We start from the raw sequence: 20,365 nt of genomic DNA, 5'->3' as shown, positions 1-20,365 counted from the left end.
TGGACCTTAACCACCAGGTCACGGCCGCTTCGCGATCAGGAAACACCGCTCGGGCACGGTGGAGGCCATGGAGCACTCGAAGCCTTCCCTCCACCGCGCCCGCCGCTGGCGCCGCGACACCGTCGAGCTCGCCGCCGCCTTCCTCTCCGTCACCGCGGCCGACCTGATCGCGAAGGTCGTCCTCCACGGCTCCGACGGCCCGGTCGTCCTCGCCGGCTCCGCCGTCGCGCTGCTCGCCGCCGCCCTGCTGCACGCCTGGTGGTCCCCGCACGCCCCTCCCCCGACCGTTCTGTGGCGGGTGCGCACCACGGCGCTCGCCCACACCGCCACCACCCTCGCCGAGCACCGGATCACGCTGCTCTCGTTCCACCCCCACCCGGCCGCCGACGAACTCTTCCTCCGCACGCCGCACACCCTCACCCCGACCGCCCTGACCGCCCTCCTCACCAGCAGCGGCCACAGCCTCCAGGACGCCCCGACCCGGATCGCCTGACCCGGACGGGGCCCAGCCCCCGTCCTTCGGACGGCTACTCGTTCTCCATGGTCATGACAGCTACGCACGAACAAACGTTCAACAGACCGCCGGATGGTACGTCAGCACGCACATTCGTCGTTCGGGTCCGGCAGCGGCCGGGGGCCGGACACGACGGACCGGCGGCAGGCGTCTGAGCAGGCACCCGCCGCCGGTCCGGTCCGCTCAGCCCTGGGTCGCGGGCTGGATCACGCACACCGCGTTGCCCAGCATGCTGCCGAAGCCCCCGAGCAGGGCGCTGGTCACGGCTCTGCAGGCGGCCGCCTCCTGGGGGGTCTTGGGGCCGTTGTTGCCGGTGTTGCTGGTGCTGTTGACGCTGGTGTTGGCGGCGGCCGACTGGGCGAGCGCCATCGGCGCGGCCAGCAGCAGGGCACAACAGGCAGCGGCGAGTGCGGAGTTCTTCACGGACATCGGGAGCCCCTTCGGAGTCGGGATGGGTTCGGCGGAGAAGCCGAGCCATCCCTATCCGAAGGAACTTCCGCCGTCACGGATCCTGGGCCATCCGTGAGCGTGTCCGGTCAAGACCCGCTCGGGCCACCCTCCGGGCCACCGCCCGGAGGGCGGCGGCGAGTTCGAGCACCCCGTGCTCCTTCAGCACCCCGTAGTGGTCCCCGGCCAGTTCCACCACGGTGGGCGGGGCGGCCGAGTAGCCGGCGCTGCCCTCGATGAACGAGTCGTCGTCGCCCGAGGCCTTGAAGACGGTCACCGGCGCCGCCGGCCGCCGCTCGGCCGGCTCGCGGAAGCTGTACTCGAACTCGTAGGTCCCGCCCACGATCCGGGCGATCCGGCGGATCACCTCCTCGCCCAGCGCGGGCAGCATCCGGTGCACGCAGGCCACGAAGGTGTCCTCGTCGACCGTCTCGGCCGGGCAGCGTTCCGGCTCGGGCCCGCTGATCGCGCCCGAGAACACCGAGAACAGGATGGTCACGTACCCGGCGTCGGCGTACGAGGCCTCGCGGCCGTGCCGCCGCCCGCCGGCCCGGCGGACCTCCGGGCTGCCCGGGCAGATCAGCAGGACCTCCGCGACCTCCCGGCCGGCCCGCCGCTGAGATTCGTGGACGTACGGTCCCCGGCGGGCCTGCTCACCAGGAGCGCCGGGCACGGACTCCACCGTCGGCCGCCCGCTGTCCCGGCCGCATGAGGCACCGGTCTGGACCTGTGGCGGGGTCGTCCCGGTGGGGGCGGCCGCGCACCCGCGGGCATTCGTGCGTTCACGATCACGTAACCGGCCGGAAGCGAGGTCTCGGTAGCGTCGGCCCCATGACGGCATCCCGCACTCACCTCGAACGGCTCTGGCACCGGCCCTTCCGCAGGTCCCACCGCAGGTGCGCGGCGCCCGAGTCCCAGGGCGCCCGGCTGCCCGGGCCCGCCGGCGGCCCGTACCGGCCGGCCCGCCCGCACCCGGCACCGGCCGCACGGGCCGGGGAGGCGGCGTCCCGGCTGTCCCTGCCGGACGGGACCGGGCTGGTGCTGCGCCCGGCCGGCCCGGCCGACAAGGCGGCGGCCCTGGCGATGCACCGCCGCTGCTCCCCCGCCGCGCTGCGGCTGCGCTACCACGGGCCGGTCCGGGACGCCGGCCGCTACCTGGACCACCTGCTGGACCCGCGGCACGGCCGCAGCCTGGTCGTGGCCGCCCCGGACGGGCAGGTCCTCGCGCTCGGGCACCTGATGTGGGACGACGGGGAGGCGGAGCTGGCCGTCCTGGTCGAGGACGCCTGGCAGCGGCGCGGGCTGGGCCTGGCCCTGCTGCGGCGGCTGACCGCGACGGCCCGGGCGACCGGGATCGGCACGGTGTACGCGGTGACCCAGGCCGCCAACGCCGGGCTGATCGCCGCGATGCGCCGACTGGCGGCGCCGCTGGACTTCCGCGCCGAGGACGGCACCCTGGTGATCACCGCCACCCTGGCCGCCGGAGCCGCGGCCGCCCCCGCACCCCTCCGGGGCCACTGATCATTTCTTCACCACATCCTTACCGGATGCCCCCGGGAACCCGGGACCGGCGGCGGAGCGTCCCCGGGGGAACGAAGGTCCCTCCGTACACCGCCGTTCTTGACGGGCCGTCAGCGGCCCCCGCGACCGCGTCGCAGCAGGCGGCGCGGGGTCCGGATCGTCCGGTCGGGCGACGGAGTCGGTAGGCTGACCCCGTCCCCGCCGCCCGACGGCCCGTTATCCGGCCACCGGGCGGTGCCGCAGCAAGGAGGAACCACTGAGCATGGCAGGCACCGAATCGGAGCCCACAGGCGCACGCGACGCCTCGCTGCCGGCCCGCGCCAAGATCGCGGTCACGGCCGGCAAGGTCGCCGCCGCCGTGTCCCGTAAGGCCGGTCGCGGAAGCGGCTCGGTGATCGGCGGCAAGGTCGCCCTCAGGCTCGACCCCGACCTGCTCGCCACCCTCGCCGACCACCTCGACGTCGTCCTGGTCAGCGCGACCAACGGCAAGACCACCACCACCCGCCTGATCGCCGAGGCGCTGCGCGCCGCCGGCCCGGTGGTCTCCAACGCCCTGGGCGCCAACATGCCGGCCGGCATCACCTCCGCGCTGGCCGGTGGCACGGACGCCCGCTTCGGCGTGATCGAGGTCGACGAGAAGTACCTGGCGACGGTCGCCCGCGACACCCACCCCAAGGCGATCGCCCTGCTCAACCTCTCCCGCGACCAGCTCGACCGCGCCGCCGAGACCCGCATGATGGCGGAGAAGTGGCGCGAGGGCCTCCAGGACACCGAGGCCGTGGTCATCGCCAACGCCGATGACCCGCTGGTGACCTGGGCCGCCTCCTCCTGCAAGAAGGTGGTCTGGGTGGCCGCCGGACAGGCCTGGAAGGAGGACGCCTGGTCCTGCCCCGCGTGCGGCGGTGTGATGCAGCGCCCGGGCGACGACTGGTTCTGCCAGGAGTGCGGCTTCCGGCGCCCCAACCCGCACTGGGCGCTCCAGGGCACCCACGTGATCGACCCGCAGCGCGGCGCCTGGCCGATCCAGCTGCAGCTGCCCGGCCGGGCCAACCTGGCCAACGCCACCAGCTCGGCCGCCGTCGCCGCCGTGTTCGGCGTCTCCCCGCAGGTGGCGCTGGAGCGGATGCGCTCGGTGACCGCCGTGGCCGGCCGCTACGACGTGGTCCAGTACCAGGGCCGGGACATCCGGCTGCTGCTCGCCAAGAACCCGGCCGGCTGGCTGGAGACGTTCTCGCTGATCGACGGCCCGCCGGCCCCGGTCCTGCTCTCGGTCAACGCCCTCGACGCCGACGGCACCGACACCTCCTGGCTGTGGGACGTCGACTACGAGCGCCTCGCCGGGCACCCGGTCTTCGTGATGGGCCAGCGCAAGCTGGACCTGGCCGTCCGCCTGGAGGTCGCCGGACTGCAGTTCCACGTGGTGGACACCCTGGAGCAGGCCGTCCGGATGGCACCGCCCGGCCGGATCGAGGCCATCGCCAACTACACCGCCTTCCAGCAGCTGCGGAAGGTCGTGGCCGGCTGATGCCGCGCCCGCACACCAGTCTTTTCGTGACGGAAGGCCTTCGAGGATGAGTGAGAGCAGCCTGCGCGTGGTCTGGGTCTACCCCGACCTGCTCAGCACCTACGGCGACCGGGGCAACGCCCTGGTCGTGGAGCGCCGGGCCCGCCAGCGCCACCTCAACGTGACCCGGATCGACGTCCGGTCCGACCAGGCGATCCCCACCAGCGGGGACATCTACCTGATCGGCGGCGGCGAGGACCGTCCGCAGCGGCTGGCCGCCGAGCGGCTGCGCGCCGACAGCGGCCTGGTGCGGGCCGCCGAGAACGGCGCGATCATCTTCGGCGTCTGCGCCGGTTTCCAGATCATGGGCCACGAGTTCGTCAACGACCTGGGCGAGCGCGAGCAGGGCCTCGGCCTGCTGGACGTCTGGACCACCCGCGGCGAGGGCGCCCGCTGCGTCGGCGACGTGCTGGCCGACATCGACCCGCGCCTCGGGCTGCCGCAGCTGACCGGCTTCGAGAACCACCAGGGCGTCACCCACCTCGGACAGGGCGTCCAGCCGTTCGCGACCGTCACCGTCGGCCGGGGCAACGGCACCGGTGACGGCACCGAAGGCGCCTGGCGGGACACCGTCTTCGGCACCTACATGCACGGCCCGGTGCTGGCCCGCAATCCCGCCATCGCCGACATGCTGATCCGGCTGGCACTGGACGTCAACGCCCTGCCGCCGGCCGACACCACCTGGTACGACGCGCTGCGCGCCGAGCGCATCGCCGCCACCACGCGCCCCGCGTAGGACCGGGCGCCAGGACGCGGTAGTAAGCGGTAAGTACCGCGGTAGTACCCAACGACGCACCCCACGTCGTACGACCGGACGCCCGCCCGGGTGCCCGCGATGCGGTCACCCGGTCCGCGGGCGGCCCCGGACGTACGACAATGGGGCTGCCGGCTGCACACCCTCCTCGGCAGCAGGCCGCAATTCCGCGCGGGGGCGCCGACGGCGCCGCCCCCGCGTCGGCTCCTGCCCGGCCGGACCAGGGGCCGTATGCTCGACTTCACGGCCGTTTCGGACCTTCTGTCCGGATCGGCCGGTCCTTCACCCCGCGGCTACCTCCCCGCCATCCCGGTGTGGGAACGCCTCGTTACGGTGTCGGCTCGTCGTCCCAGCCTGTGGTCCGGCCGTTCCTCGGTTCTGCTCGGGAGTTGCAAAGCTAATGCGTATCGGAGTGCTGACCAGTGGCGGTGACTGCCCCGGCCTGAACGCGGTGATCCGTTCCGTGGTGCACCGGGGGGTGGTCGACCACGGCGACGAGATCATCGGGTTCGAGGACGGTTGGCGCGGTTTCCTGGAAGGGCACCACCGCCCCCTGACCCTGGACTCGGTGAGCGGCATCCTCGCCCAGGGCGGCACCATCCTCGGTTCCTCCCGGGTGCAGCCGAGCCACCTGCGCGACGGCGTCGAGCGGGCCAAGAAGTACTGCTCGGACCTCGGCCTGGACGCGGTGATCCCGATCGGCGGCGAGGGCACCCTGAAGGCCGCCAAGCTGATGAGCGACGCGGGCCTGCCGATCGTCGGTGTGCCGAAGACCATCGACAACGACATCGCCGCCACCGACGTGACCTTCGGCTTCGACACCGCCGTGTCCGTCGCCACCGAGGCCCTGGACCGGCTGAAGACCACCGCCGAGTCCCACCAGCGGGTCATGGTCGTCGAGGTCATGGGCCGGCACACCGGCTGGATCGCGCTGAACGCGGGCATGGCGGCCGGCGCCCACGCCATCGTCGTCCCCGAGCGCCCGTTCCACATCGAGCAGCTCACCGCCGTCGTCCGCGAGCGCTTCGACCGGCAGAAGAAGTTCGCCATCGTGGTCTGCGCCGAGGGCGCCAAGCCCGAGCCCGGCACCATGCACTGGGAGGAGGGCACCAAGGACATCTACGGCCACGAGCGCTTCACCGGCATCGCCACCCAGCTCTCCCGCGAGCTGGAGCACCGCCTCGGCAAGGAGGCCCGCCCGGTGATCCTCGGCCACACCCAGCGCGGCGGCACCCCGACGGCCTACGACCGGGTGCTCGCCACCCGCTTCGGCTGGCACGCCGTCGAGGCCGTCCACAAGGGCGCCTTCGGACACATCACCGCGCTGCAGGGCACCGACATCAACCTGGTGCCGCTGGCCGAGGCGGTCGCCGAGCTGAAGACCGTCCCGCAGGAGCGCTACCAGGAGGCCGAGACGGTCCTCTGACCGCCGGCCGTCCGTACGTGCGGGAGCCCCCGGTCGCCCGGCCGGGGGCTCCCGCACGTACGGCGGGCGGTCCCGCCGCCCTCCGGTTAGCGTGGGCCGGGGCGCGTGCCACCCGCCCCGGGAGCCCACCCACCGGAGGGACGACGGCCCATGGAAATCCTGGCGTACGGAGTGCAGGCCGACGAACGGCCGCTGCTGGAACGGGCCTTCGCGGGCCGGCACGGGCTGCGCTGCCTGGACGTGTTCCTCAACCGCGACACCGCCCCGCTCGCCGCCGGGGCCCCGGCCGTCAGCAGCAGCGTCAACGCCGTGCTGGACGCCGAGACGCTCACCCTGCTGGCCTCCGGCGGCACCAAGCTGATCGCCCAGCGCTCCACCGGCTTCAACAACATCGACCTGGAGGCCGCCGCCGACCTCGGCCTCACCGTCGCCCGGGTCTCCCACTACAGCCCGTACGCCGTCGCCGAGCACGCCTGGGCCCTCGCCCTGGCCGTCAACCGCCGCCTCACCCGTGCCGCCAACCGCACCCGCGAGTTCGACTTCCGCCTGGACGGGCTGCTCGGCCGGGACGTCCACGGGATGACCGTCGGGGTGATCGGCACCGGCAAGATCGGCGAGTGCTTCACCCGGATCGCGGCCGGCTTCGGCACCGAACTGCTCGGCTGGGACATCGCCGAGAACCCGGCCTGCCGCCAACTCGGCATGCACTACACCGAGTTGCCCGAACTCCTCTCCCGCGCCGACCTGATCAGCCTGCACGTGCCCCTGGTGCCGGCCACCCACCACCTCATCGACACCGCCGCCCTCGCCCGGATGAAGGACGACGCCATCCTCATCAACTCCAGCCGCGGCGGCCTGATCGACAGCGCCGCCCTGGTCGAGACCCTGCGCGCCGGACGCCTCTCCGGCGTCGGCCTCGACGTCTACGAGGAGGAGACCGGCGTCTTCTTCACCGACCGCTCCGTCCACGGCATCACCGACGACACCCTCGCCCGCCTGGTCACCTTCCCCCAGGTCCTGGTCACCAGCCACCAGGCCTACTTCACCCGCACCGCCGTCGGCCAGATCATCGACGCCACCGCCCGCAACATCGACGACTTCGCCGCGGGCCGCACCAACGAGAACACCCTGGTGCCGAAGGCCTGAGCGGATCCGGGGCCCCGTCCGACCGGGCCGAGCACGACCCACCGGCCGGCCACGCCCGGCCTACGGGGTCTGCTACCGTCCGCGCATGGTCAAGATCGTGCCGTTCACCGGCAGTGAGAAGGAAAGCCTGCACACGGCCCTGGACCGGCACCGCGACGTGGTGCTGTGGAAGGTCCAGGGCTTGGACGACGAGCAGCTGCGCCGCCCCATGACGCCCTCGGGAACGAACCTGCTGGGCCTGGTCAAGCACCTCGGCGGCGCCGAACTCGGCTGGTTCCGCGAGACCTTCGGCCTGGAGACCGGCCCGCTGCCGTTCGACATCGACGCCGACGAGAGCTCCGACATGCGGATCGAGCCGCACGAGTCGACGGCGGACGTGCTGGCCTTCTACGCCCGCGCCCGGGCCGCCGCCGACGAGGCGATCGACCAACTGGAGCTGGACTCCCTGGGCACCTCCTGGTCGGGCCGGACGGTCTCGCTGCGCTGGGTGCTCATCCACATGGCCACCGAGACCGCCCGGCACGCCGGGCACATGGACATCCTGCGCGAGCTCACCGACGGCGCGACCGGGGACCACGACCGCAGCTAGGACCTCATTCGGTCGGCGCGAGCTCGCCCGCCAGTTGGCGCAGCTCGTGCCCGAAATCGGGGTTGGCGAGCGCCGCGGCGAACTGGGCCCGCAGATAGGCGGCGGGATTGCCGGTGTCGTACCAGGTGCCGGCGATGACCTGCCCGTAGACGGCGCGGCGGGCCGCGTAGACGTTGATGGCGTCGGTCAGGTAGACCTCGTCCTCCGGCTTCTCGTGCCAGCGGCGGGTGAGTTCGCGCAGCTCGTCGACGATGCCCGGAGTGATGACGTACCCGCCGATGGCGGCGTACGAGGACGGGGCGTCGGCCGGCTTGGGCTTCTCCACCAGGCCGGTGATCCGCAGCGATCCGCCCCCGAGGTCCTCCTTCACCACCGGCACGCCGTAGCGGTAGGAGTCCTCGGGGGCCATCGGCATCAGCGCCAGCACCGGCGCGTTGGTCTGCTCGTGCGCCCTGATCAGCTGCTGCGCGCGGGGCACCTCGGCCACGAACACGTCGTCCGGCCACAGCACCAGGCAGGGCTCGTCCCCGAAGTGCCGGGCGGCGTTGAGCACCGGGGTGCCGTTGCCGTACGGGCCGTGCTGGTAGAGGTAGCTGATGTGCCCCCTGCGGGACAGCTCGCCGACCTCCTCGACGGCGTCCGCGAACGCCGCCTTGCCGTCCCGGCGCAGCTGGTCGACCAGCACCGGGTTGGGGCGGAAGTGCTCCTGGATCAGTCCCTTGTCGCCGTTGACGACGATGGTGATGTCGGTGATGCCGCTCTCGATCAGCTCGCGCACGGTGTGCTCGATCACCGGTTTGTCGCCGACCGGAAGCATCTCCTTCGGGGTGGCCTTGGTCAGCGGCAGCAGGCGGGAGCCGAGTCCGGCGGCGGGGATGACGGCTCGGCGGATCGTCCTGGGGGCCATGTGATGCTCTCTCACTCGACGGTGCTCGCCGCGGTTGAGCGGCGGCGCAACCGACGCTACCAAGGATGACGGGTTGATCACCCACCGTGAGCTCACGCCGTGTAGCCCCCGTCCACCGCGAGGGCGGTGCCGGTGACGTAGCGGCCGCCGGGGCCGGCCAGGAAGGCGACGGCGGCGGCGATGTCCTCGGCCTCACCGAAACGGTCCAGCGCCGTGAGCGAGCGCTGGAAGGCGGCGGAGTCGCCGTCGGCCGGGTTCATGTCGGTGTCGATCGGGCCCGGGTCGACGACGGTGGCGGTGATCCCGCGCGGGCCGAGCTCCCGGGCCAGGCCCTTGGTCAGCCCGATCAACGCGGTCTTGGCCGTCGCCTGGAGGACGAAGTTCGAGCCGGGGACCCGGCCGTTGAAGCAGGAGCCGATGCTGATGATCCGCCCGCCCTCGCCCATGTGCCGGGCGGCGGCCCGGGCGGCCAGGAACACCGAGCGGACGTCGACGGCGAGCACCCGGTCGAGTTCCTCGACCGACACCTCGTCGAGCGGGCCGTAGGTCAGGAAGCCCGCGTTGTTCACCAGGACGTCGATCCCGCCCAGTCGCCGGACCGTCTCCTCCACCGCGCGCGTCGCGGCCTCCGGCTCGACCAGGTCGGCGTGGATCGCCACCGCCCGGCCGCCCGCCGCCTCGATCTCCTTGACGACCGTCAGCGCCTGCTCCTCCGCCCGGACGTAGGTGAGCGCCACCGCCGCCCCCTCGGCCGCCAGCCGCCTGGCCACCGCCGCTCCGATCCCCCGGCTGCCGCCGGTCACCAGGGCCACCTTGCCGGTCAGCTCGCTGCTCATCGTTCTTCCCCCTTCGGTGGATGTCGCGTTCGTCGCCCCCCGAAGGTAGGACCTGACACAGGTGGCAGGTTCAAGCCCTTCCGTAGACGGACCCCTCCTTCTCCCGCTCCTCCTCCGCCTCGTTCCCGGCCGGCGCCGTGCCCTTCGCCGGGCGCATCGCCACTGTCAGCACGGCCAACGCGGCGAACAGCGCGGCCGCGATCAGCCCGTTGACGTGCAGCGCTGCCGTGAACGCCGAATGCGCCCGGTGCAGCAGTTCGGCGCCCGGCCCGGCCGGCAGCCGGCGGGCCGCCTCGACCGCGCCCGCCAGCGAGTCGGAGCCGCCGCCGGCGCGGGCGCGGTAGACCGCCGACGCGACGGTGCCCAGCAGGGCGAAGCCGAGCGAGCCGCCGAAGTAGTTGCCGGTCTCCGACATCGACGCCGCCGAGCCCGCCCGTTCCGGCGGCACCGAGCCGAGCACCAGCCAGGTGCCCAGGGCGAACAGGGGGCCGGTACCCAGCGCCAGCACCGCGATGCCGGTCATCACCAGCGGCAGCGAGCCCGCGTCCTGGTCCACGGCGGCCAGCAGCAGGGCGCCCAGCGCGGACAGCGCCAGCCCGCCCGCGATCGCGGTGGTCCGCTCGACCCGGCCGGCCAGCCGCGGCGCGGCCATGGTGCCGACCGCCACCGCCAGGCCCATCGGGGCGAACAGCACGGCCGAGGCGAACGGCGAGCGGCCCAGCACACTTTGCAGGTACTGGGTCACCAGCAGGCCGGTGCCGGCCATCGCGACCCCGGCCAGCACCAACGAGACCAGCACCGCCGTGAACGGACGGCTGCGCAGCAGGCGCAGATCCAACAGCGGCCGCTCCGAACGCAGTTGCCGCCGGACGAAGACGTACCCGACGCCGGTGCCCGCCAGCAGGGCCGCCACCGGGACCAGCGGCGCATCCCCGACCGGCAGCTGCTTGATGCCGTACAGCATCAGCAGCACCGCCACCAGCGACAGCCCGACCCCGGCCGGGTCCAGCCGCCCGGCCGTCCCGCCACGGAACTCCGGCAGCACGGCCGGCCCGGCCGCCAGCAGCAGCGCCATGGCCGGAACAGCGGCCAGGAACACCGAGCCCCACCAGAAGTGCTGGAGCAGGAACCCGGCCAGCACCGGGCCCAGCGCCCCGCCCGCGAACTGGCAGGTCGCCCAGACCGCGACGGCCCGTCCGCGTTCGCGCTCGTCCCGGAACATGTTGGTGATCAGCGCGAGCGTGGACGGCGCCAGCGTCGCCCCGGCCACGCCCAGCAGGGCCCGTACGACGATCAGCATCAGCGGGTCGACCGCGAAGGCGGCGACCACCGACAGCGCGCCGAAGGCCGCCGCGCCGCAGAACAGCAGGCGCCGACGGCCGATCCGGTCGCCCAGCGTGCCCATGGTGATGACCAGCCCGGCCACCATCAGGCCGTAGCCATCGCTGATCCACAGCTGCTGGACGCCGGAGGCGCCCAGGTCGGCGCTCAGCCTCGGCAGGGCGAGCAGCAGCGCCGTCATGTCCATCGCGACCAGCAGGGTCGGCAGCATCAGTAGGGCCAGCCCCAGCCGTGCCCGGTTCACTCTCATCTCGGCGACTCCTCCGCCTCGGAAACCATCCGCCGGGCGGTCGGAGCGGTCGCCGACTTCTTGACACCGGCCTCTCGACACCCGTTTCTCGACACCCGTTTCTCGACAGCGGTTTCTCGACAGCGGTGAACGGTGCGAGGGGAGCGGAGTCGTGGGAGATTTCTCCGGCAGGGATGTCAAGACGGCGGCACCGGCTCCGACCGTACGGTCGAGGGGCCCGACCGGGGCCCGACCACGACGAGGAGTACGCCATGAAGTTCCTGATCAGCCTGCACATCAACCCGGCCGTGCTGGACGCGCTGACCGACGAGGAGAAGGCGGCGATCGGCGCCGGGCACGGGAAGTTCATCGAGGCACTGAAGTCCTCCGGCGAACTGATCGTCACCCAGGCTCTGGTCGACCCCTCCCAGGCCGCCGTGGTCACGGTGCGCGACGGCCAGCCGGCGGTCACCGACGGCCCGTTCCTGGAGGCCAAGGAGTTCCTGGGCGGCTTCTACCTGGTCGACTGCGAGGACAGGGAGCGGGCGATCGAGCTCGCCGCGCAGATCCCGGACGCCGCGATCGAGGGGCTGGGCGTCGAGGTGCGCCAGGTGATGTTCTCCGACGGACACTTGGAGGCATGACAGCACCGGACTTCGAGGACCTGCTGCGTGATCTCACGCCGCAGGTCCTCGGCACCTTGGTACGACGGTACGGCCGCTTCGAGGGCTGCGAGGACGCCGTGCAGGAGGCCGTCCTGGCCGCCAGCGTGCAGTGGCCCGAGGAGGGCGTGCCGGGCAACCCGCGCGGCTGGCTGGTCACGGTCGCCTCCCGGCGGCTGGTCGACCAGATCCGCAGCGACCACGCCCGCCGCGAGCGCGAGAGCGCGACCACGGCCGCCGAGGTGGTGCCCGAGGACGTCCCGGACACCGACGACACCCTGCTGCTGCTCTTCCTCTGCTGCCACCCCTCGCTCACCGCCGCCTCCCAGACCGCGCTCACCCTGCGCGCGGTCGGCGGGCTGACCACCGCCGAGATCGCCCGGGCGTTCCTGGTGCCGGAGGCCACCATGGCGGCCCGGATCAGCCGGGCCAAGCAGCGGATCCGGGCGGCCGGCAGCTCCTTCACCCCGCCCGAGGGCGCCGAACGGGAGGAACGGCTGCGGGTCGTCCTGCACGTGCTCTACCTGATCTTCAACGAGGGCTACACGGCCTCCTCGGGCAGCGAACTGCACCGCGCCGACCTCGCCCAGGAAGCGATCCGGCTGGCCCGGATGGTGCACGCCCAGCTGCCCGAGGACGGCGAGGTGACCGGCTTGCTCGCCCTGATGCTGCTCACCCACGCCCGGCGGGCGGCCCGGACGACGGCGGCGGGCGACCTGGTGCCGCTGGGCGAGCAGGACCGCAGCGTCTGGGACCGCGACCTGCTCGACGAGGGCACCGCGCTGGCCAAGGCCGCCCTGGCCGGCCCCGAGCTGGGTCCGTACCAGCTCCAGGCCGCCATCGCCGCCACCCACGCGGACGCCGCCACCGCCGAGGAGACCGACTGGGCGCAGGTGCACGCCCTGTACCTGATCCTGGAGCGGATCGCCCCCAATCCGATGGTCACCCTCAACCGCGCCGTCGCCCTCGCCGAGCGGGACGGTCCGGAGGCCGGGCTCGCCCTGCTCGTCACCCTGGACGGGGACCAGCGGATGGCCGGGCACCACCGGCTGCTCTCCGTCCGGGCGCACCTGCTGGAGCGGGCCGGTGACCGGACGGGCGCGTACGACCACTACCGCCGCGCGGCGAAGGCCACGGCGAGCCTGGCGGAACAGCGGTTCCTGGAGGCGCGCGCACGCCGACTCCAGGTGGAGCTACGGACGCAGTAGTTACGGCGCGGCGACTACGGGCTCCTGGGCACGACGGCTGCGCTGACTACAGGCGCAGTAACTACAGGTGCAGTGACTACATGTGCAGTGACTACAGCCGTAGTAACTACACCTGTAGCAACTACCCCCGCAGTCGACGCCGGCTTTCAGCCCACCCCCAGCGCCGTCCGGTACCACGGCGCCGCCCCCGCCAGGCGGGCCAGCGGCCCCGGGCCGGGCGCGCAGGCGGCCAGCCGCCAGACCTCGTCGCTGCGGTACCAGTGGTCGCGGGCGATCATCGCCAACTGGCGCTCGGAGACCTGCCCCGGCGTCGCCGCGAGCAGTCGGCGGCACTCCTCCCAGGACAGCGCCGGGCCGTCCAGGGCGGGCAGCAGGCCGAGCCCGGCCAGCGTGTCGAGCAGGTCACCGCTGCGGACCGGATCCGGGTGGGCCGCGTGCTGGACGCCCGCCACCGGGGCCGGCGCGTCCAACGCGAGCGCGGTGATCAGCCGGGCGAGGTCCGTGCGGTCCACCAGGGAGATCCGGACGTCGCCGCCGGCCCAGCGGCCCGGTACCCGCCGGGCCAGCTCGGCCAGGCCGGGCACCACCCAGCGGTCACCCGTACCGGTGACCAGCGCGGGGCGCAGCACCACGGCACCCGCCGCCAGGGCGTGGCCCTCACCGAGCAGCCTGGTGCGGCTGGCCTCGGACAGCGGCGCGGCGGCCACCTCGTCGACGCCGATGCCCGCATGCGGGCCCTCGCCGTACACCGCAGTCGTCGACAGGTGGACGATCCGGCCGATCCCGGCCCGGCCGGCCGCCGCCATCACTGCCGCCGCGCCCCGGTCGTTGACCGCCGCGCACTCCTCGGCGCCCCCGCCGACCAGCGCGGCCAGGTGGAGCAGCACCCCGGCGCCCGCGCACAGCTCGTCCAGCGCCGCCCGGTCGGCGAGGTCGCCGCGCACCCAGGCGGTGTGCCCGTCCGGGACCGGCTCCCCGCGCACCAGCGCCCGCACCGGGACGCCGCGCGCCGCGAGGGCCGCCCGTACGGCCGAGCCGATGAAGCCGGTCGCCCCGGTGAGTGCGACCGTGGTCCGGGCCCCGGGCCGCTGCGTCGCCGCCATGGCTGATTCCTCCTTGCCGACCGGCCGGTCAGTCTAGCCACGTCGACGCGCACCCGGGTGCCGCCCGCGGGGCCCGTACGGAGGGGGCGGCGGTACGGCCGAGGTAAGGCCCACCTAGGCTGTATGCCAAGCAAAACGGGCGAACCGGACCCCCAGCGGGGACCACGAGGACGGAAAGCGGGACCCGCCGATGGGCGACGGAATGTCAGGAATGCACCACCACGGCGGGATGACCCGACTAGGTCCGTTCAGCCTCTCCCACGTGTGGACCTGGTCCCCGGACTGGGTGTTCCTGCTCGGCGGCCTGTTCGCGCTGGCGCTGTACCTGGTCGGCGTGGTCCGGCTGTACCGGCGCGGCGACCGCTGGCCGATCGGCCGGGTCATCGGCTGGGTCGCGGGCGTCGCCAGCATGCTGCTGGTCACCTGCAGCGGGCTGAACGACTACGGCATGGTGCTCTTCAGCGCGCACATGATCCAGCACATGGTGCTGTCCATGCTGACGCCGATCCTGCTGCTGCTCGGCGCCCCGATCACCCTCGCCCTGCGCGCGCTGCGCCCGACGGGCAAGGGGCGGCCGCGCGGGCCGCGCGAACTGCTGGTGGCGCTGCTGCACAGCCGGTACGTCCGGGTGGTCTCGCACCCGGCGTTCACCATCCCGTTGTTCATCGCGAGCCTGTACGGGGTCTACTTCACCCCGGTGTTCGACGTGCTGATGCAGTACCGCCTCGGGCACATCTTCATGATGGCCCACTTCCTCATGACCGGTCTGGCCTTCTTCTGGCCGATCATGGGCGTGGACCCGGGCCCGCACCGCCCCGGCCACGTGATGCGGATCATCGAGCTGTTCATGGGGATGCCGTTCCACGCCTTCTTCGGCGTGGCGGTGATGATGGCCAGCCACCCGCTGGTCTCCACCTTCACCGTCCAGGGCGCGCCACCCGGGACGGACCTGCTGGAGGACCAGAAGCTGGCCGGCGGCATCACCTGGGCGTTCGGCGAGATCCCGACCGCGCTCGTGCTGATCGCGCTGGTCTACCAGTGGATGGGCTCCGAGCAGCGGCAGGCCCGCCGCCGCGACCGCGCCGAGGACCGCAGCGGTGACGCCGAACTGGAGGCGTACAACGCCTACCTGGCCTCGCTCCACAAGGGCGGCGGCCGACGCCCGGCGGCCCCCGCCCCGGCGGCCCCCGCCACCCCGGCCGCGCCCGTGGCCCCGGCGGCCGACGCCGGCTGAGCCCCGCCGCCCGGAGCGCCCGGAAAGCCCCGAACACCCCGCCCGACGGAGCCCACGTCCTCGCCGAGGACGTGGGCTCCGTCGTACCGCCCTCCCCCATGCCTCGGAACGGTGCCTCCACCGGCCGCGTTCGACGGGTATGCGCGCCCTGCTCACACCCGCCGCCCTGCTCGGCGGGTACGTCCTGCTCTGGCTGCTCGGCTTCCTCGTCTGCGCGCTGCACCAACGCCTACGGCGGGTGCCGGTCGGCACCGACTACCTGGTGGTCCTGGGCGCCGCGCTGGACGGCTGCGTCCCCGCGCCGACCCTGGCGGCCCGGCTGGACGCCGCGCTGGACCGCCTCGCCGCGGAGGAGGCCGCCGGGCACGCCCCGCTGCTGCTGGTGACCGGCGGCAAGGGCCCGCACGAGGAGTGCACCGAGGCCGGCGCGATGGCCCGCTACCTGGTCGCCCGGGGCGTCCCGGCCGAGCGGATCCGGCGCGAGGAGCGGGCCGTGAACACCGCCGAGAACCTGCGCTTCAGCGCCGCCCTGATGGCCGCCGAGCGCCCCGGCTACCGCTGCACCGTCGTCACCAGCGGCTTCCACACCGTCCGCTCAGCCCTGGCCGCCCGCCGGGCCGGCGCCCACGGCCGGGTGCTCGGCGCGGACGGGCCGCTCGCGCACGGCCCGTACCAGCTGCTGCGCGAGGCGGTCGGCACGGCGCTCGCGCTGCTGCTGCTGACCGGCACCGGGGTGGTGCTGGGGCTGGCCTGAACGGACCATTGGATCATGCCGCCCGGTCCGTCAGCATGGGGACGGGAACCGAGCGCGCAGGGGGCGGGCATGGCAGAACCGGAGAACGGCTGGAGCCCGCTCCAGCGGGTCGGCGGCGCGATCAGCGTACTGGCCTTCGCCACGGCGGTGGTGGTGGCGGCCCTGGCCGCCCGGGACTGGACGGTGGACGACCCGGCCTGGCTGGGCGCACGCCTCTGGGTGGTCGGTCCGGCGCTGCTGGTGGGTTCGCTCGGCCTGGTCCCGGCGGTGGGCTGGGCCGAGGCGGCCACCGGCCTCGTGCTGTTCCTGTTCTTCGCCGTCCCCGCCGTCCTCGACACCGCCCTGATCACCAAGCTCGTCCAGGACGTCCGGCAGTGGGTGCGCACCGACCGGTCGGTGACGGTCACCCTCAACGGCTGCCACCACTCGGACACCCGGACGGACATGGTCGACAACTACCCGGTCACCAGCGAGGTCTACGCCTGCACCTACTCCTGGACGACCGGCGGGCGGAGCTGGGAACAGGTCCGCACGACCGGCGAGAACCACCACGACGGCTACCGGACACGGATGTGGACGGACCCCTCGACCGGGGAGCTCGCCGACCACGACGCCTTCGACATCGCCCTCAAGGTCGTCCTGACCGGCATCGTCGCCGTGCCGGCCCTGGTCTTCGGCCCCGGCGTGGTCCTCGCGATGCACGAGTCCCGGCTGCTCCGCCGGCCCGCCCGCCCGGTCCGCGACGCGGCCTGACGAGCGGGAAGGCCCCCGGGCCCGCCGCAGCGGACCCGGGGGCCTCCCGGTGCTTCGACCCGACCGGCGTCAGGCCAGGTTGGCGATCGCCTCGTTGAAGGTCTTCGACGGGCGCATCACGGCCGCGGCCTTGGCCGGGTCCGGCTGGTAGTAACCACCGAGGTCGACGGCCGAACCCTGGACGGCGATCAGCTCGTCCACGATGGCCTTCTCCTGCTCGGTCAGCGCCTTGGCCAGGCCGTCGAAGGCCCGGGCCAGCTCGGCGTCGGCCGTCTGCTTGGCCAGCTCCTGGGCCCAGTACATGGCCAGGTAGAAGTGGCTGCCGCGGTTGTCGATGCCACCGAGGCGGCGGCTCGGCGACTTGTCCTCGTTGAGGAAGGTGCCGGTGGCGCGGTCCAGGGTGTCGGCCAGCACCTGGGCGCGGGCGTTGCCGGTGCTGGTGGCGAGCTGCTCGAAGCTGGCGGCCAGCGCGAAGAACTCGCCCAGGCTGTCCCAGCGCAGGTAGTTCTCCTTGACCAGCTGCTGGACGTGCTTCGGGGCGGAGCCGCCGGCGCCGGTCTCGAACAGGCCGCCGCCCGCCATCAGCGGGACGACCGACAGCATCTTGGCGCTGGTGCCCAGCTCCAGGATCGGGAACAGGTCGGTCAGGTAGTCACGCAGCACGTTGCCGGTCACCGAGATGGTGTTCTCGCCGCGGCGGATGCGCTCCAGCGAGAACTTGGTGGCCTCGACCGGGGACATGATCTCGATCTGCAGGCCGGTCGTGTCGTGCTCCGGCAGGTAGGTCTTGACCTTCTCGATCAGCACCGCGTCGTGGGCGCGGTTCTCGTCCAGCCAGAACACCGCCGGGTCGCCGGTGGCGCGGGCGCGGGTGACGGCCAGCTTGACCCAGTCCTGGATCGGCAGGTCCTTGGTCTGGCAGGCGCGGAAGATGTCGCCCGGCTGCACGGCCTGCTCCAGGAGCACGTTGCCCTCGGTGTCGACCAGGCGGACGGTGCCGGCGGCCTCGATCTCGAAGGTCTTGTCGTGGGAGCCGTACTCCTCGGCCTTCTGGGCCATCAGGCCGACGTTCGGGACCGAGCCGATGGTGGCCGGGTCCAGGGCGCCGTTGGCGCGGCAGTCGTCGATGACGGCCTGGTACACGCCGGAGTAGCTGTGGTCCGGCAGGACGGCGAGGGTGTCGGCCTCCTGGCCGTCCGGGCCCCACATGTGGCCGGAGGTGCGGATCATGGCCGGCATCGAGGCGTCGACGATGACGTCGCTCGGCACGTGCAGGTTGGTGATGCCCTTGTCGGAGTCGACCATGGCCAGGGCCGGGCCCTCGGCCAGCTCGGCGTCGAAGGAGGCCTTGATCTCGGCGCCGTTCGGCAGCTTGTCGAGACCGGCCAGGATGCCGCCGAGGCCGTTGTTCGGGTTCAGGCCGGCAGCGGCCAGCGCCTCGCCGTACGCGGCGAAGGTCTTCGGGAAGAAGGCGCGCACCACGTGGCCGAAGATGATCGGGTCGGAGACCTTCATCATGGTGGCCTTGAGGTGCACCGAGAACAGCACGCCCTCGGCCTTGGCACGGGCGACCTGGGCGGCCAGGAACTCGTTCAGGGCGGCGGCGCGCATGACCGAGGCGTCGACGACCTCGCCGGCCAGCACCGGGACCTTCTCGCGCAGCACGGTGGTGGTGCCGTCCTGGCCGGCCAGCTCGATGCGCAGGGCGCCGTCGGCCTCGATCACCACGGACTTCTCGGTGCTGGCGAAGTCGTCCTCGCCCATGGTGGCGACGTTGGTCTTGGACTCGGAGGTCCAGGCACCCATGCGGTGCGGGTGGGTCTTGGCGTAGTTCTTGACCGACAGGGGGGCGCGGCGGTCCGAGTTGCCCTCGCGCAGGACCGGGTTGACGGCGCTGCCCTTGACCTTGTCGTAGCGGGCGCGGACGTCCTTGTCCTCGTCGGTCTGCGGGTCGTCCGGGTAGTCCGGCAGGGCGTAGCCCTGGCTCTGCAGCTCGGCGATGGCGGCCTTCAGCTGCGGCACGGAGGCCGAGATGTTCGGCAGCTTGATGATGTTGGCGCTCGGGGTCTTGGCGAGCTCGCCCAGCTCGGCCAGGGCGTCGCCGATCCGCTGGTCCTCGGTCAGACGCTCCGGGAAGCTGGCGATGATCCGCCCGGCCAGGGAGATGTCACGGGTCTCCACCCGCACACCCGCCGTCGAGGCGTAGGCCTGGACCACCGGCAGGAACGAGTAGGTCGCCAGGGCCGGAGCCTCGTCGGTGTGCGTATAGATGATGGTCGAGTCAGTCATCGGTACTCCGCTTCACGTCTCCAACGTCTTGACGTCAAGATATCTCGTCCCGGGCCCCTCGCTCCACCTACCCCCGCCCCGGAGCGTGCGCCGGTCGGATCCGGCGGCGCCGGGAGGGCCGACTCCACCGTCGTCCGCGAGCGCCCCGGGGGCAAGCGGAGGGCTCCTGGACCGTCCCGGTCAGGCGACGGACGGCCGGTGTTCCGGAAACCGTCGGGCGATGTTCGGCTGCCCGGGACACAGGCGTAGTCCAATCGAATGAGTCGGGTGTCAGGAGTGCGTCAATGCACCACTCCATTCGGTCAACGCTGCGTCAGGACCGGCGACGCGCGGCCCGACCCGACCTAGCGTCGGGGCAGAGCAGTTCCGGCAGCCACCACCACCCCAACCGGGAGCATCCGCATGGCCCGCGTCGTCTGGCACGTTCCGGTCACCACCAACGCCACCGGAAGCACCACCACCCTCCGCCTCTTCCGCACCCGCGACGGCCGCCGCTGCGCGGTGGGGTTCAGCAGCCCCGAGGCCCTCGCGGCGCTCCTCGGGCCGGAGCAGGCCTACACCGAACTCGGCGAGCCCGCCCTGCGCACCCTCACCGGCCCGCTCGGCGTCGACACCCTGGTCCTCGACCCCCGCCTGGTCGCACCGCCCGTCCCCGCCTCCGCCACGGCACCCGCCGCCGCACCCGCCCCGGCCCCGGCCACCCAGCTCCAGCACCGGTGACCGCCCCCCTCCACCTCGTCCCGGGCGGCTTCACCCCCGCCCCGGGACGCCCCGAGCGGGCCCGGGCCCTGCACGCCATCGCCCGGATCAGCCACGGACCGGTCCCGCTCGACTTCGACCGCCTCGCGGCGGAGTTCCCCGCCGTACAGAGCGGCCTCGCCCTCGCCGGCGACGCCGACCTGGAACTCCGCCTCGTCTGCACCGGCCCGGAGGAACTCCGGGCCGTCGCCGCCGCCCTGCACCGCGCGGGCGCCGCGAAGGTCCGCATCGACCTGGTCCTGCGCGCCCTGACCCCGGCCCCGGTAACCCTGCGACCGGTGCCGTAGCCCGCCGCCCGGCCGCCCCCGGCCCTCACCGGAGAGGCTGTC

Annotated in this window: 21 protein-coding genes; 14 read left to right on the top strand and 7 right to left on the bottom strand. The window is 73.2% G+C overall.

The genetic code is table 11. The features are described from left to right. Nucleotides 1–67 precede the first annotated feature (67 nt). A complete protein-coding gene (locus ACIRVF_RS27430) occupies nt 68–493 on the top strand; it encodes a hypothetical protein (protein WP_402823148.1) in 426 nt (141 codons plus the stop codon). A gap of 204 nt (nt 494–697) precedes the next feature. On the opposite strand, the gene ACIRVF_RS27425 is transcribed toward ACIRVF_RS27430, so the two are convergent. Continuing rightward, nucleotides 698–943: a hypothetical protein gene (locus tag ACIRVF_RS27425; RefSeq protein WP_402823145.1), complete on the bottom strand. Its 246-nt coding sequence runs from the start codon at nt 941–943 to the stop codon at nt 698–700. Nucleotides 944–1,016: 73 nt separating this feature from the next. Further along, a complete protein-coding gene (locus tag ACIRVF_RS27420) occupies nt 1,017–1,634 on the bottom strand; it encodes a hypothetical protein (protein WP_402823142.1) in 618 nt (205 codons plus the stop codon). A 158-nt stretch (nt 1,635–1,792) separates the two neighbouring features. Here ACIRVF_RS27420 and ACIRVF_RS27415 point away from each other — a divergent pair, with 158 nt between their 5' ends. From ACIRVF_RS27415 to ACIRVF_RS27390, 6 genes are all read left to right on the top strand, one after another. Then, on the top strand, nt 1,793–2,482 hold the full coding sequence (locus ACIRVF_RS27415; RefSeq protein ID WP_402823139.1) for a GNAT family N-acetyltransferase: 690 nt from the start codon (nt 1,793–1,795) through the stop codon (nt 2,480–2,482). 262 nt (nt 2,483–2,744) lie between these two features. Beyond that, on the top strand, nt 2,745–4,007 hold the full coding sequence (locus ACIRVF_RS27410; protein ID WP_380413930.1) for a MurT ligase domain-containing protein: 1,263 nt from the start codon (nt 2,745–2,747) through the stop codon (nt 4,005–4,007). A gap of 46 nt (nt 4,008–4,053) precedes the next feature. After that, nucleotides 4,054–4,782 carry a type 1 glutamine amidotransferase gene (locus tag ACIRVF_RS27405; protein ID WP_402823134.1) on the top strand — a complete coding sequence of 243 codons (729 nt, stop codon included), beginning with the start codon at nt 4,054–4,056 and terminating at the stop codon, nt 4,780–4,782. Between the two features lie 418 nt (nt 4,783–5,200). Continuing rightward, entirely contained in the window at nt 5,201–6,226 is a 1,026-nt protein-coding gene (locus ACIRVF_RS27400; RefSeq protein WP_402823131.1) for a 6-phosphofructokinase, read from the top strand. 150 nt (nt 6,227–6,376) lie between these two features. Next, on the top strand, nt 6,377–7,372 hold the full coding sequence (locus tag ACIRVF_RS27395) for a 2-hydroxyacid dehydrogenase (RefSeq protein ID WP_402823128.1): 996 nt from the start codon (nt 6,377–6,379) through the stop codon (nt 7,370–7,372). Between the two features lie 85 nt (nt 7,373–7,457). Beyond that, the gene (locus tag ACIRVF_RS27390; protein ID WP_402823125.1) at nt 7,458–7,961 is read left to right on the top strand and encodes a DinB family protein; all 504 of its coding nucleotides are present in this window, start codon (nt 7,458–7,460) and stop codon (nt 7,959–7,961) included. 4 nt (nt 7,962–7,965) lie between these two features. Here ACIRVF_RS27390 and ACIRVF_RS27385 read toward each other — a convergent pair whose 3' ends face one another. From ACIRVF_RS27385 to ACIRVF_RS27375, 3 genes are all read right to left on the bottom strand, one after another. Then, nucleotides 7,966–8,868 (bottom strand): UTP--glucose-1-phosphate uridylyltransferase, encoded by a 903-nt coding sequence (locus tag ACIRVF_RS27385; protein WP_402823122.1) that lies wholly within the window; start codon nt 8,866–8,868, stop codon nt 7,966–7,968. Nucleotides 8,869–8,960: 92 nt separating this feature from the next. Further along, on the bottom strand, nt 8,961–9,704 hold the full coding sequence (locus ACIRVF_RS27380) for a 3-oxoacyl-ACP reductase family protein (protein WP_402823119.1): 744 nt from the start codon (nt 9,702–9,704) through the stop codon (nt 8,961–8,963). 70 nt (nt 9,705–9,774) lie between these two features. Next, nucleotides 9,775–11,295, bottom strand: coding sequence for an MFS transporter (locus ACIRVF_RS27375; RefSeq protein WP_402823116.1), 1,521 nt, complete (start codon nt 11,293–11,295; stop codon nt 9,775–9,777). Between the two features lie 251 nt (nt 11,296–11,546). Here ACIRVF_RS27375 and ACIRVF_RS27370 point away from each other — a divergent pair, with 251 nt between their 5' ends. Both ACIRVF_RS27370 and ACIRVF_RS27365 read left to right on the top strand, forming a co-directional pair. Next, nucleotides 11,547–11,918, top strand: coding sequence for a YciI family protein (locus ACIRVF_RS27370; RefSeq protein WP_402823113.1), 372 nt, complete (start codon nt 11,547–11,549; stop codon nt 11,916–11,918). Beyond that, entirely contained in the window at nt 11,915–13,144 is a 1,230-nt protein-coding gene (locus ACIRVF_RS27365; RefSeq protein WP_402823110.1) for an RNA polymerase sigma factor, read from the top strand. The genes ACIRVF_RS27370 and ACIRVF_RS27365 overlap by 4 nt, the downstream gene beginning before the upstream one ends. A 146-nt stretch (nt 13,145–13,290) precedes the next feature. Here the strand turns inward: ACIRVF_RS27365 and ACIRVF_RS27360 are convergent, their stop codons facing one another. Next, nucleotides 13,291–14,247, bottom strand: a complete 957-nt coding sequence (locus ACIRVF_RS27360; protein ID WP_402823107.1) for an NAD-dependent epimerase/dehydratase family protein — start codon at nt 14,245–14,247, stop codon at nt 13,291–13,293. Nucleotides 14,248–14,458: 211 nt separating this feature from the next. On the opposite strand from ACIRVF_RS27360, the gene ACIRVF_RS27355 reads away from it, so the two are divergent. From ACIRVF_RS27355 to ACIRVF_RS27345, 3 genes are all read left to right on the top strand, one after another. Then, a complete protein-coding gene (locus ACIRVF_RS27355; RefSeq protein ID WP_402823104.1) occupies nt 14,459–15,481 on the top strand; it encodes a cytochrome c oxidase assembly protein in 1,023 nt (340 codons plus the stop codon). Nucleotides 15,482–15,620: 139 nt separating this feature from the next. Then, on the top strand, nt 15,621–16,235 hold the full coding sequence (locus ACIRVF_RS27350; RefSeq protein WP_402823101.1) for a YdcF family protein: 615 nt from the start codon (nt 15,621–15,623) through the stop codon (nt 16,233–16,235). A gap of 69 nt (nt 16,236–16,304) precedes the next feature. Then, on the top strand, nt 16,305–16,988 hold the full coding sequence (locus ACIRVF_RS27345; protein WP_402823098.1) for a hypothetical protein: 684 nt from the start codon (nt 16,305–16,307) through the stop codon (nt 16,986–16,988). A 69-nt stretch (nt 16,989–17,057) separates the two neighbouring features. On the opposite strand, the gene ACIRVF_RS27340 is transcribed toward ACIRVF_RS27345, so the two are convergent. Next, entirely contained in the window at nt 17,058–19,277 is a 2,220-nt protein-coding gene (locus tag ACIRVF_RS27340; RefSeq protein WP_402823095.1) for an NADP-dependent isocitrate dehydrogenase, read from the bottom strand. 402 nt (nt 19,278–19,679) lie between these two features. Here ACIRVF_RS27340 and ACIRVF_RS27335 point away from each other — a divergent pair, with 402 nt between their 5' ends. Further along, entirely contained in the window at nt 19,680–19,997 is a 318-nt protein-coding gene (locus ACIRVF_RS27335) for an SAV_915 family protein (protein ID WP_402823092.1), read from the top strand. Then, nucleotides 19,994–20,323 (top strand): hypothetical protein, encoded by a 330-nt coding sequence (locus ACIRVF_RS27330; RefSeq protein ID WP_402823089.1) that lies wholly within the window; start codon nt 19,994–19,996, stop codon nt 20,321–20,323. The genes ACIRVF_RS27335 and ACIRVF_RS27330 overlap by 4 nt, the downstream gene beginning before the upstream one ends. Nucleotides 20,324–20,365: the final 42 nt, after the last annotated feature.

The organism is Kitasatospora sp. NPDC101157 (assembly GCF_044768255.1).
GTDB lineage: Bacteria > Actinomycetota > Actinomycetes > Streptomycetales > Streptomycetaceae > Kitasatospora.
This window is presented reverse-complemented; position numbering and strand designations above follow the sequence as displayed.

Coding starts and splice junctions, on each gene's coding strand:
- ACIRVF_RS27415 (WP_402823139.1), top strand. CDS start 1,793: ATGACGGCATCCCGCACTCACCTCGAACGGCTCTGGCACCGGCCCTTC.
- ACIRVF_RS27360 (WP_402823107.1), bottom strand. CDS start 14,247: ATGGCGGCGACGCAGCGGCCCGGGGCCCGGACCACGGTCGCACTCACC.
- ACIRVF_RS27400 (WP_402823131.1), top strand. CDS start 5,201: ATGCGTATCGGAGTGCTGACCAGTGGCGGTGACTGCCCCGGCCTGAAC.
- ACIRVF_RS27375 (WP_402823116.1), bottom strand. CDS start 11,295: ATGAGAGTGAACCGGGCACGGCTGGGGCTGGCCCTACTGATGCTGCCG.
- ACIRVF_RS27380 (WP_402823119.1), bottom strand. CDS start 9,704: ATGAGCAGCGAGCTGACCGGCAAGGTGGCCCTGGTGACCGGCGGCAGC.
- ACIRVF_RS27390 (WP_402823125.1), top strand. CDS start 7,458: ATGGTCAAGATCGTGCCGTTCACCGGCAGTGAGAAGGAAAGCCTGCAC.
- ACIRVF_RS27355 (WP_402823104.1), top strand. CDS start 14,459: ATGCACCACCACGGCGGGATGACCCGACTAGGTCCGTTCAGCCTCTCC.
- ACIRVF_RS27345 (WP_402823098.1), top strand. CDS start 16,305: ATGGCAGAACCGGAGAACGGCTGGAGCCCGCTCCAGCGGGTCGGCGGC.
- ACIRVF_RS27370 (WP_402823113.1), top strand. CDS start 11,547: ATGAAGTTCCTGATCAGCCTGCACATCAACCCGGCCGTGCTGGACGCG.
- ACIRVF_RS27340 (WP_402823095.1), bottom strand. CDS start 19,277: ATGACTGACTCGACCATCATCTATACGCACACCGACGAGGCTCCGGCC.
- ACIRVF_RS27350 (WP_402823101.1), top strand. CDS start 15,621: ATGCGCGCCCTGCTCACACCCGCCGCCCTGCTCGGCGGGTACGTCCTG.
- ACIRVF_RS27395 (WP_402823128.1), top strand. CDS start 6,377: ATGGAAATCCTGGCGTACGGAGTGCAGGCCGACGAACGGCCGCTGCTG.
- ACIRVF_RS27335 (WP_402823092.1), top strand. CDS start 19,680: ATGGCCCGCGTCGTCTGGCACGTTCCGGTCACCACCAACGCCACCGGA.
- ACIRVF_RS27385 (WP_402823122.1), bottom strand. CDS start 8,868: ATGGCCCCCAGGACGATCCGCCGAGCCGTCATCCCCGCCGCCGGACTC.
- ACIRVF_RS27365 (WP_402823110.1), top strand. CDS start 11,915: ATGACAGCACCGGACTTCGAGGACCTGCTGCGTGATCTCACGCCGCAG.
- ACIRVF_RS27425 (WP_402823145.1), bottom strand. CDS start 943: ATGTCCGTGAAGAACTCCGCACTCGCCGCTGCCTGTTGTGCCCTGCTG.
- ACIRVF_RS27405 (WP_402823134.1), top strand. CDS start 4,054: ATGAGTGAGAGCAGCCTGCGCGTGGTCTGGGTCTACCCCGACCTGCTC.
- ACIRVF_RS27430 (WP_402823148.1), top strand. CDS start 68: ATGGAGCACTCGAAGCCTTCCCTCCACCGCGCCCGCCGCTGGCGCCGC.
- ACIRVF_RS27410 (WP_380413930.1), top strand. CDS start 2,745: ATGGCAGGCACCGAATCGGAGCCCACAGGCGCACGCGACGCCTCGCTG.